Here is a 12,078-nt window from a genome sequence, read left to right as displayed (position 1 = left end):
TCGATTTGATCGCGCTCGAGATGACGGGGTCTCACAGCGACCCAGCCTGTTGTTTGCGGGAGATGGGAGGGATAGCTGGTTGGTCCTTCACCGACAACGGAAGGATGCCAGACATGCGCAAACCACGCGATTACGACGCAGAGTTGCAAGCTCTCAATGACAAGGCAAAGCAGCTCAGAACCCGAAAGCAGACACAGCTTGGCGAGCTCGTCATTGCGACGGGAGCAGATGCGCTCGGGACAGAAGTTCTCGCGGGCGTTCTGCTCGCCGCGATCGGCAACGATGACCCCACGCGAAAGGAGGCCTGGCGCAAACGCGGCGCTGCGTTCTTTCAAAGCAATGCCAACACTCGCCGATCAGCTGGCAAAGACGCTGGCGGCGCACAAGCGATCGATCCAGGCGCGCAACCGGCTGCTGGCGCACAGGGCCCGGCATGACATGCGCGAATGGAGGGTCAAACGACGCGAGCGGACACGGCAACTTATCGAACTCGGCGGGCTCATCGCCAAAGCAGAGCTGATCGATCTCACCGATGACGATCGCGCCGTGATCCTAGGCCTGCTGATCGAGGCGGCGACGAAGCTCAAAGGCGACAACCGCGACCAACAGTTGCTGCTCTGGCGGCGAAGAGGCTCACGGGCGTTCGCGCAAAATCATTTGGCGGAAAGGTTGTGATCGCGCATAGGCTCGCCCCATGAACGGGGCAATCAACCAACTGGTGCTGAGCGTGCTTGCGCGTGCTCCGCAATGGGTGAGGCAGGATTTGCTGTCAGCCGACACGATCGTACGTGCGAGAGCCGAAGAGACGCTGGCAGCGATGATCAGCAGCGCGTTGGACGATAGTGAAGCCGAAGAGCCGGGAAGCGAAGCAGCCTGACACCTCGCGCGTGGTAGGCCAGCCAGCTTAGCCGGCCTTGTCCGCCAACAACGCAATCCGTTCGGAACAGATGGCATGCACCGCCCGGCCGAGTTCCTCGACGCAACCTCTGAGCCACAACAGCTCCTCTTCGGTGATGCGGTAATGCTTCGAGTAGCGGGCTTTGACATAGGCCTCTTTCAGCTTCTCGAACCGCGCACGATCGATGCGCGTGTCGCGCGGCCAGGCGTCCACCAGACGCATGTCGATGCGCTCAGCCTGGGTGCGGAGGAAACCGAGATTGTGGACATGCGGCGAATAGAAAGTGCAGACCAGCAGCACACAATGGTAAAGCCGTTCAGTGGCCTGATGAGTCAGGAACGCAGCATCTTTTAGCCGTCCTTGCTCCCTGCTGAAGTGGGCGGTCTGTAACATGCCCGATGCGGCTGGCATCCACTCCTCAAAATACTCCCGCGCCATGGCGAGTGCCTGCTCGGGCGTCTTGGGCTTGGGTGTGTGAAGCTCCCTCTCGTCTGCCTCGTGGAGCGCGATTCCGTCCTTCGCCACATCCATGAAAAAATACCGCCCATGCGCCAGCCCATCGTTCACCTCCTGCAAGGTGTGCACGATGAAGTTGACCGGCGTGTGCAGCGTCCGGTCGATGGCCAGCTCGCGGATCAGCCGATCCTCGAGCTTCAGCCAGTAATCGACGCGCTCGGTCAGCCGCTTGTCGTTGACGATGATCAGCAGATCGAAGTCAGAGCGGTAACCCTTGGCCGTGTGCGGTTCATCGACCCAGCCGCCACGGGCGTAGCTGCCGTAAAGGATAAGCTTCTCGATCCGGCCCTTCTTCTTCCACTGGTGCGTGGCAAGCGCCAAGGCGTCCTCGAACTCTTCGAAGATGATCTGCTTCACGCGCTCAAGTTCGCGCTGCTTGTTGGCCGGAAGATGATCGAGGTCGGTTCGCATGGCTCTGGTCACCCTGTAGGGATGGTTGGCGATTGGCAAGGTGGAAGCTGGCGTTCATCGCCAGAACTGCCACCACTTGTGGTGGCGTTCGTGCATGTGCCGGTCGAGGATCCGCAGAGCGCCTGCAAAGTGATGCTCGCCTTGCGTGACGGTGATGCCGTGCATTGCAGCAACCTCAGCATAGCTGAGCTCATCGACGCGGATGGCAAGGAAGATCTCGCGCTGCATCGGCGACATGTTGTCGACGGCCCGCTCGGCGCGGCGGAGTTGCCGACGTGCGGCTCTGGTAAGACGCGCGCTCATGCTGCGTCTCCCGTGAAGGCTAGCAGATAATCTGCTGCCTTGCTGGCTGCGCTGGCGGCGCGGAAGATGGCCTTGTCATCTTCACGTAGGACGGTGAGCCAGGACGCGATGTAATCGCTGTGGCGGACCGTGGGAGCAATACCAAGCGATGCGCAGGTGAACGCGGCTGCCATCTCGGCGACAAGCTCTTCGCGGGCGTAGGGTGCAGAGCCAAAGTTGCCCTGTTGATCGCGGTCCAGCCTGCTGGCATGGCCGGTCCAGTGACCGAGCTCGTGCAGAGCGGTGCGGTACCAGTTGATCGGCTCATGATATGCGGCCTGCGGAGGCACCTGCACTAAGTCGTGTGCCGGGCTGTAGAAGGCAGCATCGCCGCCGATGTTGAACGTGGCACCACTGGCAGTGATGATTGCGTCGGCTTCCGCAATGGCAAGTACCGGATCGGTAGCAACCGGGGCTGCAGTCATGTCCTCGGGCAGACCTTCGCACTGGTCGATGTTGAACACCGTGAACCGCTTGAGGAAGGCAACTGTCCTGGCTTCGCGGTCTTCGCCGCGTGCCTGTTCGGCTTCTGCCTTGGGCGTAAACCGGTCGGCATAGCAGACGGTCGCCCCCTTCTTGCCTTTGCGGACATTTCCGCCAGCAGCCTGTGCCTGGCGATAGGTCAGCCAGCGCTGGGAACCGTAACCCCTCATGACCACTTCGGCCCAGAGGATCAGGACGTTGATGCCCGAGTAGCGCCGGTCGGTTGCTGCATTGTGCGGCATGGTGCAGCCGCAGAGTGCTGCGTCCCAGGGCTGGACCCAGGGAAGTCGTCCCTGCTCGAGATCGGCGATAATGCGTGTGGTGACCTCAGTATAGAGGCTGTTACGGGTGGTAGTGTTTTCCATGACCTTGTCTCCTTCCATCCGGCCCCGGCCCGGAAGGGGCGCTGGGGGGCGGCGAAGAAGAGCTGGCAGCCACGCTGCAACGGACGGCGCGCATGCGCTAAGCACCGCAACGCAGTGTAGGACCCGCAACGCGGGTTGCGGGCTGGCCTGGCGTGGCTAGAGGCGATTGACGCACCCCGGTGTCCCGCCCGAGCGGGGCTAACGCCGCAGCTTTGCTGCGTCCGCAGATGTGCTGCTGGATGCTGAAACACAGTGAGATGCCGTGAGCGGAAATATTCTGCTTACGCTGCCATTTCCCCCTGCATCCCAGGAGCGCTACCCTGCCCTTCTGCCTGCGAAAGCGCCGCATGTGGCTCGATTGACGCGCAGCGGCACATCGCCAATCTTCGTCGCAGGCAGGGGCAGATCACATCACAGGATGGAGACAATGGCCATGGCATCCCATGCACCCGACAGGTTCCTGAGGCTCAACACCGTGCTCGATCGCACCGGGCTATCCAGGGCGACGCTGTACCGCAAGATCCAGGCGGGCACTTTCCCCCGGCAGGTCAAGCTCGCCGAGCGATGCTGCGGATGGCGGGAATCGGCTATCGAGGAATGGCTGCGGAACCCGATGTTTTATGTGGTCAGCGACTGAGAGAGCAGTCACGTCTGAGGCCGAGAACGTTGCCAGTGGTTTGTCCGGACCATCAGAACTGAGAAGGGCTGATCCTACCTCGCGCGTCAAAGCATTGCAGAACACGATCAGTTCGGTAAGCCGCCAGTCAGCTTTGCGCCCCAATCACGGTCATTGGGGCTTGCCCGCCGATTGCCTGAAAGCGGACATCGCTTCCAGTCTGTTCGAACAGCCGAATCTGGGACATTTCTGCCCTTCCTAAACCGCTTTGCAGATGACCGGCTTTACCAGAAGCCGACACTGCGATGATCAGAGCGCAAATGGCGGCTAATGCGAGAGCGCTTGCCGCTTGCCGCCATTCAGCAAGCGCCCCCCAAAGCGGCAACAACATCCTCTTCTGATTTGCCCACCTAGAGGGGAGGATAGCTCGCAATCCGATAGAATGCCCAAAGGCGACAGTCTTGCCTGCTAGCTCGGTCTAGCACGCCGCCAGGCTGGGGACAGGCCGCGCCCCAAAGGAGTGGAGAGGCAGATGGTGTCGGATCGGCAGAATATCGCAGCAGGCACGCAGCAACCCGAAAAGTTCGATGTGATCATCGTCGGCGCGGGCATTTCCGGGATCGGCAGCGCGACCCTCCTGCGCAAGCATTGCCCGGATCTGAGCTTTGCCATTCTCGAAGCGCTTGAGGGCCATGGCGGCACCTGGCTGATCCACAAATATCCCGGCACCCGGTCAGATAGCGACCTGTTCACCTTCGGCTACGGCTTTAAGCCGTGGACCGGGCAGCCGATCGCCTCGCGCGATCAGATCCTCGACTATCTGGGTGATGCGATTGCCGATGCGGGCCTTGGTCCCTTCATCCGATATGGCCACAGCGTCACGTCCGCCAACTGGTCCAACGAAACCGCCAGCTGGCAGCTGACGGTCGAACGCAAAGGGGCCGACGATGTCGTGCAGATGGAGGCGAGCTTTTTGTGGATGTGTCAGGGCTACTACCGGCATGAGAAAGGCTACACGCCCCAATGGCCGGGCATGGACAGGTTCAAGGGCCAGATCATCCACCCCCAGCACTGGCCAGAGGGTCTCGATCTGGCGGGTAAGAACGTAACTGTGATTGGTTCGGGTGCGACCGCGGCAACCCTGATCCCGGCGCTGGCCGACCGCTGCGCGCACGTGACCATGCTGCAACGCACGCCGACCTATTTTGCCGCTGGCCGCAATGCTGACGCGCTGGCCGAGGAATTGCGCAGGCTGGATGTGGACCCTACCTGGGTTCACGAGATCATGCGGCGCAAGGTGGTGCGCGACCGGGCCGATCTGCTCGACCGCGCGCATTCATCGCCTGACAAGCTGAAGGCGATGCTGATTGGCGGTGTTCAGGCGCTGCTTCCGCAAGGGTTCGATGTCGAACGGCATTTCACGCCGCCTTATCGCCCTTTGCAGCAGCGCGTGGCGTTTGTGCCGGACGGTGACCTGTTCAAGGCCATTTCGGCGGGCAAGGCGTCGGTCGTGACAGATACGATAAGCACCTTCGACGATACCGGGATCGTGCTTGATTCGGGCGAGCGGATCGATGCCGACGTGGTGATCACCGCCACCGGGTTCGATATGGCAGTGATGGGCGACATCCCGTTCAGCATCGACGGCGCGCCGGTCAACTTTGCGCAGACCATAACCTATCGCGGAATCATGTTCACCGGCATACCCAACATGGCCTGGGTCTATGGCTATGGCCATTACAGCTGGACCTTGCGCGCTGATCTTGTCGCGGGCTTCGTCTGCCGGCTGCTCGATCACATGCACAAAAGCGGCGCGAGCAGCGTGATGCCGGTGCTCAGGCCCGAAGATCAGGGCATGGAACTGAAGCCGTGGGTCGATACCGATTACCTCAACCCCGGCTATCTGCTCCGCAGCCTCGACCGGCTGCCCCGGCGCGGGGACACGCCTGAGTGGCAGCACAGTCAGGACTATTTCTACGAAAGCGAGGCGATCCCTGCGATCGATCTCACCGATCCGGTTTTCGCCTACAGTCATTGATGAAACCGGCGCACCTCGCGCCCGCATCATCCATCAGTAAAAAAGCAAGGAGTGCAGGATGAAGAACTTGAAGGGCGGTGTGGCCGTGGTCACTGGCGGGGCTTCGGGTCTTGGCAGGGCGATTGCCGAGGAGGCCGCGCGGCGCGGCATGAAGTTGGTGATCGCCGATGTCGAGGCTGGAGCGATGGAGCAGGCCGTTGCTGACCTGCGTGCAGGCGGCGCCGAGGCGATCGGCGTGTTGACCGATGTGACCAGTGCCGCTTCGGTCGAGGCACTGGCGGTCGCGACCGAACAGCATTTCGGGCCGGCCAACCTGCTGTTCAACAATGCCGGTGTCGCATCGGGCGGGCCGATCTGGGAAAGCACCGAAAAGGACTGGAAGTGGCTGTTCGGCGTGAATGTCGATGGCGTCGCCAACGGGGTGCGCAGCTTTACCCCGCGCATGCTCGCGGCAGCCGCTGCAGATCCGGGCTATGAAGGCTGCATCGTGAACACCGCATCGATGGCGGGTCTGGTGACCGCGCCGGGAATGGGCATCTACAGCGTTTCCAAGCACGCGGTGCTGGCTTTGTCCGAATGTCTCTACCACGATCTCGATCTGGTCGGGCCGCAGGTGCGGGCGGCGGTGCTGTGCCCGTTTTATGTGTCCACGAATATCAGCCAGTGCCACCGCAACCGCCCCGCTGATCTGGTCAATGACAGCGGGCCGACCCGCTCGCAGCTGGCCACGCAGGCGATCTCCGCCAAGGATCTTGCCAACGGCACGCTGACGCCCGAAGAGGTGGCTGCGATCACTTTCAAGGCGATCGAGGAAGACCGGTTCTACATCTACCCCAGCCCGGAACAGCTGCCGATCGTAAGAAGCCGTCTCGATCATCTGGGGAACGGCACCAATCCCGACATCCCCTACGACGACATTCCGATGTTCAAGGCGCGGCGGGACAGTCTGAAAGCTGCACTAGCGGGGTGAGTGGGTCGCGCTCTTGCCGTGTGCGCCGCTTGTTGTAACCACATGGCCGTTGCTTCAACGATCTGGCGGCGCGGAGGGTGTGCTTGGCCGAACCGGGAACACTGGATGAGGAGCTCGATGCCCTACTGCGCCGCCATGCGCGGCAGCGCGTGCTAGCGCGAGGCGAAGCGCTTTACGGCCGCGGCTCGCCGCCCGATGCGCTGTTCTGCGTCGAGCGCGGAATCTTTCGCCTGAGTGTCACCAGCCCTGTCGGCCGTGAAGCGGTGCTGGGTCTGGTGACGCCGGGGCACTGGTTCGGCGAGGCATCACTGTTCACCTGCGAGCCGCGCGGCAATGATGCGGTGGCCGCCGTTGACAGCACCGTGCTTATGGTCCCCGCTGCCACCCTGCACGCCTTGATCGACGACCGCTCCGATTATCTACGGCAGTTCCTCGCCATGATGGGCCAGCGTTACAAGGCGGTGCTGAGCCGGATGGACGACACCGTGCTGCTGCCTTTGCCTGAGCGCCTCGCGCGGATCATCGTGCAAATGATCGATGCAGGCGGCAAGGCGGGCGATGCGCCAGTGCTACGTTTCTCGCAGGAGGAGGCCGCTCATATGCTCGGTGCATCGCGGCAAACCGTCAATCGGGTGCTGAAGGAGTGGGAGGCTGCCGGCATTGTGCGCCTGAGCTATCGCACGCTTACCCTGGCAGACCTCACGGCCATACGGCGGCTTTGCCGGGCATGAGCTGCATGGCGAGAGGTGGCAGATCGCAAGGGGGCAAGCCAGCCAATGAGGCTCGCAACGAAGTTAGGAAAGCCGCCATTCGCCTACCTATCCACCTCCGGCCATGAGCGGCACCAATGCGCGACCCCGACAGCCGTATGGCAGCATTCGGCGGAAGCAGACGTCGCAATTGATGGTCGGGAATGACTAAATCTGGTCGGAAGCCGTCGGAAGATTCTGGGACGTTGCAGTCATTCCTGAGTGGCAAGCCTTGCGGCAGGTCTCGTCAGGAGCTGCCATCTTCCGCTTGCTTGACCGGCGCACAGAACGACAGAACCGCGCAAGGTTTAAAGGACTGGCCCACGCCTGTTGCCCTTGCAAAATGGGATGGCTAGATTTGCCAGCATGACCATCCAGCTTTCCCTTCACGATGCCAGACGCATCGTGCTTGCTGCGCAAGGGTTCGGGAAGCGGCGTGCCGGGCAGGGGGCATCGGCTCATCTGCATCGTGCGTTGGACAGGCTGGGCGTGGTCCAGATCGATAGCGTGAATGTTCTGGCAAGAGCGCACTATCTCCCAGCCTATTCGCGTATCGGCGGTTACGATCTCGGCGAACTGGAGCAAGCGGCATGGGGCGAGAAGCGAAACCGCCGCATGTTCGAATACTGGGCGCATGAGGCTTCCCTGCTGCCGCTCGATCTCCATCCGCTGTTTCGCTGGCGGATGGCGCGGGCAGAGCGTGGAGAGATTGGGTATTCGGCGCTGCGCCGGTTTGCGACCGTGCACCGACAAAAGGCACAATCCGTGCTCGCCCGGATCGCTGCCGAAGGGCCGCTCGCCGCATCGGATTTCGAAGGCGGCGCAGGCAAGGACGGGTGGTGGGCATGGGCCGTTTTTCTCCGACACTTCAACGCACATCCCGAAAGTAGTCAAGTTGTTGGCTTCGTGCCTCTGCCGCTCGCTGGTGCTCTTGCGCACGTGCCAGCTCAGCTTGAGCTCGTGCAAGCTCTGCCGCTTGCTGCTGGGCAAGCTCAATCCTTGCTTGGTTAGCGAGTTCTGCCTGCTTTGCCTGTATTTCCGATGGCTTGTCAGCTTGAGACTGGGCGAACTTTGCTAACTGGCTTTCAAGCCGCTCGGTCTGCCGGGCATGCTCAGCCTCCAACTTCGTCAATTCGTGCTGTTTCCAGGCCTCGCGATCAGTCGCCTCGACCTCGGCATGAACCGCGTTCTGCTTTTGCATCTCCAAAGTCGGTTGTGGGCCTTGTGCTATCTTCAGGTCGAGCGCCTGCGTTTGCTGTCGAGTGAGATCATCAATCGTTGCGTTGACGAACTCAGGTCCATGCTGGAACGCCGTCTTCACCACATCCGAAAGTTGATTATCACCAGGAAGAAAGTTTGTGCCTTCAGCAAACCGACGCATCTCGCCTGCGACCGACGCCAAACTTCCCAATTCGGCCTTCCCTAAATCAGATAATGCGTAATTGACGGTGCCATCAAGCCTTTCCGCGAACGAAACTGCTTCCGGGGCTATCCCCATCCGCAAAGCTTGAAGTTGCTCAGGACTGGTTTGCCCCAATTCGACTTCGAATGTATCGATCGCACTCTTTGCGACACCCACTTCAGCCTCACATTGTCGAATAGTTGATGTGAGCTGAGCGTGTTCCAGCGAGCCTATCTCTGCACGAGCTTGCAGATCAACCGCTGCTTGATGTCGCGCCTGAGCTTCCGCCATCGCCTGTTCGAGATGTTGGTAATGATCGAAATCTTCGCTATATCCGGGCATGATTACTACCTCTGAGAAATCTCTACCTCATGGTAAATTTGCTGCACCCATTCGGGATCTGAGCACGTCATTCTTCCAGGCGAAATCCTTTCGCACCTTGGCAGGACGGGCATTCAATCCAAACACAATTTGATAGTCGCGGAAACTTGGACCAGCCAAATCTGCCGCATCCACCACTCGCCGCTTCTGACCGTCAGTGAAGCTGTCAACCGTGCCGATCTCTTCAGATATCTTTTCTGCCAAGCCATCTGCACCGGACGCATTCATGTAAATGCGCACAGCACATGAACCGATCATTCCATCTGCGTTCTTATATGCCTCGCGGATCTGGCCCACACTCTGAGCAAACATCCAAAGACGTAGCCCATATTTTCTCCCAATGTTCAAAGCTTCATCGACAGGGGGCATATTCCGCAATCGCGGCAGCTCATCGAGCATGAACAATATGGGCGGTGATCCGCGTGGCGGGACTTTCCCGCCTGTCAGCACCCGGATATGCTGGCCGATAAATACTCGCAACAGCGAGAGATAGGACTCCACCTCATTCGGACGAATATAAATGTAGATCGTGGGGTTGGAGCCGTCACGCAGGTCACCAGGGCTCCAGTCCGATCTTGCCGTAGCACGAGCAATACGCTCCCCTGCCCAAGCAGACAGGCTGGACCTCGCTGTTTGCAGCACACTGGCAAGCGTCTTTTCATTCATGGCAGCCAGCGCGGTTCCGTTCTGCATCATCACCCTGACATCAGCCGCCAGTTTCAGACCAACCAGCATCTCCGACCATGGGTCGCCACCATACATGATATCCAAAACTTGATGCATCGGACGCATTTCAGGAGGATTGCTGTAGCAGATATAGGCTATTGCAGCGGTCAGAGCGGTGCGCGCTTCGTTCTCCCAAAAAGGGTCAGCCGAAGACGAAGGCACAATCATCATCTCGGCTAATAAGCGCGAGTCTTCCCAGATATAATCAGGTTCGCGCCGCACAAATGTCAAAGGGTTGTAACAATGACTCGATTCAGGCTCTAGAGGACTGAACTTATATACAGGCCCCACATTCTCCGAGCGCCACTTACTGGTATTCTCAAAGATATCACCCGAAATATCGAGCACCACAGCCGGCCCAGCCCAAGACAGTAAATTCGGAAATACATTGCACTGGGTTTTACCAGAACCCGGCGGTGCGATGGTGATCATCGAGCCCTCGCCCGAATATGTCAGTGGCTGACCATCGTCAAATGTGCCGATGTGCAAAACGTGCTCCCCTTGCGGCTCAAAAACTGTGCCGGGGATCTTTGCCGATCTCAGCCATTTTGAACCACCCTGACTGAGCACCTCAAAAGATTCGTCAATTACAGAAGCGAGGGCACCTGAGGAAGTTTTAACATTTTTGCTCTCAAACAAGTGCTGGTTCAAAGCGGATATGACTTGCGAGACGCTAGCACTTTTCTTTTCTAACGCTACGGTAGCGTGCCCCCTCTGCCGATCGGTCTCTGACAAACCGCTATATTGGTAAATGCCATTTGGCGCGCCCTTACCGTCGCCATGGATCAGGCTCGTGCGCCACAACCGATATTTACGCTCTGCACCATTGGCAGCGCTGTTAAGCTGTTCAACAATACGAAGGTGCTCGCGATCTCGATTGTCCATCGCTGCCAGGCTGCGCTTGATATTGATCAAGCAATAACCTTCAATTTTAACTTGCCCGCTCCATGATTCCCATTCTGCAAGATATGTTGCAGTCATCGTTTCTGACGCATCCAAAAATATTTGGTCAATTTTTTCGGAGCGAACAGCGTGGTTTGCACCCAAGGATGCAAGCCATTTGCTATTTTCCTCGTCCTCCATCACACGCATCTCACGTATTGTGAGATATTTCATCTTCTCCCTTTTTTTGATGAAGATCGTAGCAAGCGCGATGATTCCCAGAATAGAGCTGATCAGGAAAAGGAATGCTGAGAGGATCAATCTCCCCTTAAATTCCCTGGCAAACTTGGGAGCATACTCGCCAAACGACATCGACTCAGAGGGGCGTTCCTTGTTCTCACCCACTTTTCTGTAGCTTATGAGGCAAGCAATAGAACTAAATATCAGAAAAAATAAAGCCGACGAGGTCAACCAGCCGATACCAAGAATGGTGCTACCAGAATATTCATCCACGACTCCCCCTCCCCCTTCAATGGCCGCATGGCTGGAAGCTTGATTAAATTTTCTCGGCGAATCAAGGCGATTCTGGGAAACAAGCGCCGCATCGACACCCCGCATCGACTTCGGTTTAGGCCAATGCCATGCCGCTGCCTTATCAGACCTCCCGCCCCCTGATCTGCCCCAACGCTTGATGATGCCACGTCGTCAATGCTGCCATCGCGATGATAGGTTACCCGCGATGATCGCCCATGGGGCGGTATCGATCCGCCGATGATGGCCTATGTCTATGCAGCTGACCGCAAGAGCGAGCGCGCCGAAGCGCATCTGGTGGACTTTGCAGGCATCCTGCAGGTCGACGGCTATGGCGGATATACCGCGCTCGCCAAGCGGCAGCAGCAGATCACTCTCGCATTTTGCTGGTCACACGTCCGGCGCAAGTTCTTCGACCTCGCCGACAAGTCGCCGGTTGCCACCGAGGTGCTGCAGCGGATCGCCGGTCTCTATGCCATCGAGAGCGATGTTCGCGGCACCGATCCAGACCATCGTCGCGCAGTCCGCAACGAGCACGCCCGCGTCATCCAGCAAACCGCGTCGGCGAACTCATGCCCTGGTCCGACGTGACCTGAAAACACCGCCTACACTGCACTTCCGTCGGCTCCTAACAAAAGCTGTCGCTGGAGGATCGACCAACGAACGGCGTATTTTGTGAAGGGTTTCGGGCGCTTGCGTACGAAAGCCTCCAGTGCAGGAACCCGCGGGCCCCGCGCGCAGGTCTATGGGTAAAGCGGCTTTGGGATG

The 12,078-nt window shown here is 59.3% G+C and carries 12 protein-coding genes and 1 pseudogene; 9 read left to right on the top strand and 4 right to left on the bottom strand.

Annotated features, from left to right (window positions below):
• The first annotated feature begins 113 nt into the window (after nt 1–113).
• Genes B5J99_RS08785 through B5J99_RS08775 form a run of 3 tightly spaced genes read left to right on the top strand, consistent with a single transcriptional unit; the run spans nt 114 to nt 877 of the window.
• Entirely contained in the window at nt 114–437 is a 324-nt protein-coding gene (locus tag B5J99_RS08785; RefSeq protein ID WP_211337892.1) for a conjugal transfer protein TraD, read from the top strand.
• 1 nt (nt 438) lies between these two features.
• The gene (locus tag B5J99_RS08780) at nt 439–675 is read left to right on the top strand and encodes a conjugal transfer protein TraD (RefSeq protein WP_211337891.1); all 237 of its coding nucleotides are present in this window, start codon (nt 439–441) and stop codon (nt 673–675) included.
• Between the two features lie 19 nt (nt 676–694).
• Nucleotides 695–877 (top strand): hypothetical protein, encoded by a 183-nt coding sequence (locus B5J99_RS08775; RefSeq protein WP_117352201.1) that lies wholly within the window; start codon nt 695–697, stop codon nt 875–877.
• A 27-nt stretch (nt 878–904) separates the two neighbouring features.
• Here the strand turns inward: B5J99_RS08775 and B5J99_RS08770 are convergent, their stop codons facing one another.
• The 3 genes from B5J99_RS08770 to B5J99_RS08760 are packed head-to-tail and all read right to left on the bottom strand — an operon-like array spanning nt 905 to nt 3,015.
• The gene (locus tag B5J99_RS08770) at nt 905–1,825 is read right to left on the bottom strand and encodes a HEPN domain-containing protein (RefSeq protein WP_117352200.1); all 921 of its coding nucleotides are present in this window, start codon (nt 1,823–1,825) and stop codon (nt 905–907) included.
• A gap of 54 nt (nt 1,826–1,879) precedes the next feature.
• Nucleotides 1,880–2,128, bottom strand: a complete 249-nt coding sequence (locus B5J99_RS08765; protein ID WP_117352199.1) for a sigma factor-like helix-turn-helix DNA-binding protein — start codon at nt 2,126–2,128, stop codon at nt 1,880–1,882.
• Nucleotides 2,125–3,015, bottom strand: coding sequence for an ArdC family protein (locus B5J99_RS08760; RefSeq protein ID WP_245991829.1), 891 nt, complete (start codon nt 3,013–3,015; stop codon nt 2,125–2,127). Before B5J99_RS08760 ends, B5J99_RS08765 begins: the two co-directional genes overlap by 4 nt.
• A 433-nt stretch (nt 3,016–3,448) precedes the next feature.
• Between B5J99_RS08760 and B5J99_RS08755 the strand changes: the two genes are divergently transcribed.
• The 5 genes from B5J99_RS08755 (at nt 3,449) to B5J99_RS08735 (ending at nt 8,399) form a co-directional block, all read left to right on the top strand.
• Nucleotides 3,449–3,652, top strand: coding sequence for a helix-turn-helix transcriptional regulator (locus tag B5J99_RS08755; RefSeq protein ID WP_117353422.1), 204 nt, complete (start codon nt 3,449–3,451; stop codon nt 3,650–3,652).
• A 511-nt stretch (nt 3,653–4,163) separates the two neighbouring features.
• Nucleotides 4,164–5,669 carry a flavin-containing monooxygenase gene (locus B5J99_RS08750; protein ID WP_117352197.1) on the top strand — a complete coding sequence of 502 codons (1,506 nt, stop codon included), beginning with the start codon at nt 4,164–4,166 and terminating at the stop codon, nt 5,667–5,669.
• A gap of 58 nt (nt 5,670–5,727) precedes the next feature.
• Entirely contained in the window at nt 5,728–6,639 is a 912-nt protein-coding gene (locus tag B5J99_RS08745) for an SDR family oxidoreductase (protein WP_069050842.1), read from the top strand.
• A gap of 77 nt (nt 6,640–6,716) precedes the next feature.
• Nucleotides 6,717–7,370, top strand: coding sequence for a Crp/Fnr family transcriptional regulator (locus B5J99_RS08740; protein ID WP_117352196.1), 654 nt, complete (start codon nt 6,717–6,719; stop codon nt 7,368–7,370).
• A gap of 384 nt (nt 7,371–7,754) precedes the next feature.
• Nucleotides 7,755–8,399, top strand: a complete 645-nt coding sequence (locus B5J99_RS08735; RefSeq protein ID WP_117352195.1) for a DNA glycosylase AlkZ-like family protein — start codon at nt 7,755–7,757, stop codon at nt 8,397–8,399.
• A gap of 760 nt (nt 8,400–9,159) precedes the next feature.
• On the opposite strand, the gene B5J99_RS08725 is transcribed toward B5J99_RS08735, so the two are convergent.
• Entirely contained in the window at nt 9,160–11,397 is a 2,238-nt protein-coding gene (locus B5J99_RS08725) for a type IV secretory system conjugative DNA transfer family protein (protein WP_117352193.1), read from the bottom strand.
• 117 nt (nt 11,398–11,514) lie between these two features.
• Here B5J99_RS08725 and B5J99_RS08720 point away from each other — a divergent pair.
• A pseudogene (locus tag B5J99_RS08720) lies at nt 11,515–11,859 on the top strand (IS66 family transposase); the annotation flags it as partial.
• Nucleotides 11,860–12,078 lie beyond the last annotated feature (219 nt).

It is taken from the genome of Blastomonas fulva (genome assembly GCF_003431825.1).
GTDB classification, from domain to species: domain Bacteria; phylum Pseudomonadota; class Alphaproteobacteria; order Sphingomonadales; family Sphingomonadaceae; genus Blastomonas; species Blastomonas fulva.
Note: the sequence above shows the minus strand (reverse complement) of the source record. Positions and strands in the feature narration are given on the sequence as shown.

What these genes read in the sequence shown, in the direction of transcription:
- B5J99_RS08785 (WP_211337892.1), top strand. Translation starts at nt 114, where the DNA reads ATGCGCAAACCACGCGATTACGACGCAGAGTTGCAAGCTCTCAATGAC.
- B5J99_RS08780 (WP_211337891.1), top strand. Translation starts at nt 439, where the DNA reads ATGCGCGAATGGAGGGTCAAACGACGCGAGCGGACACGGCAACTTATC.
- B5J99_RS08775 (WP_117352201.1), top strand. Translation starts at nt 695, where the DNA reads ATGAACGGGGCAATCAACCAACTGGTGCTGAGCGTGCTTGCGCGTGCT.
- B5J99_RS08770 (WP_117352200.1), bottom strand. Translation starts at nt 1,825, where the DNA reads ATGCGAACCGACCTCGATCATCTTCCGGCCAACAAGCAGCGCGAACTT.
- B5J99_RS08765 (WP_117352199.1), bottom strand. Translation starts at nt 2,128, where the DNA reads ATGAGCGCGCGTCTTACCAGAGCCGCACGTCGGCAACTCCGCCGCGCC.
- B5J99_RS08760 (WP_245991829.1), bottom strand. Translation starts at nt 3,015, where the DNA reads ATGGAAAACACTACCACCCGTAACAGCCTCTATACTGAGGTCACCACA.
- B5J99_RS08755 (WP_117353422.1), top strand. Translation starts at nt 3,449, where the DNA reads ATGGCATCCCATGCACCCGACAGGTTCCTGAGGCTCAACACCGTGCTC.
- B5J99_RS08750 (WP_117352197.1), top strand. Translation starts at nt 4,164, where the DNA reads ATGGTGTCGGATCGGCAGAATATCGCAGCAGGCACGCAGCAACCCGAA.
- B5J99_RS08745 (WP_069050842.1), top strand. Translation starts at nt 5,728, where the DNA reads ATGAAGAACTTGAAGGGCGGTGTGGCCGTGGTCACTGGCGGGGCTTCG.
- B5J99_RS08735 (WP_117352195.1), top strand. Translation starts at nt 7,755, where the DNA reads ATGACCATCCAGCTTTCCCTTCACGATGCCAGACGCATCGTGCTTGCT.
- B5J99_RS08725 (WP_117352193.1), bottom strand. Translation starts at nt 11,397, where the DNA reads ATGCGGGGTGTCGATGCGGCGCTTGTTTCCCAGAATCGCCTTGATTCG.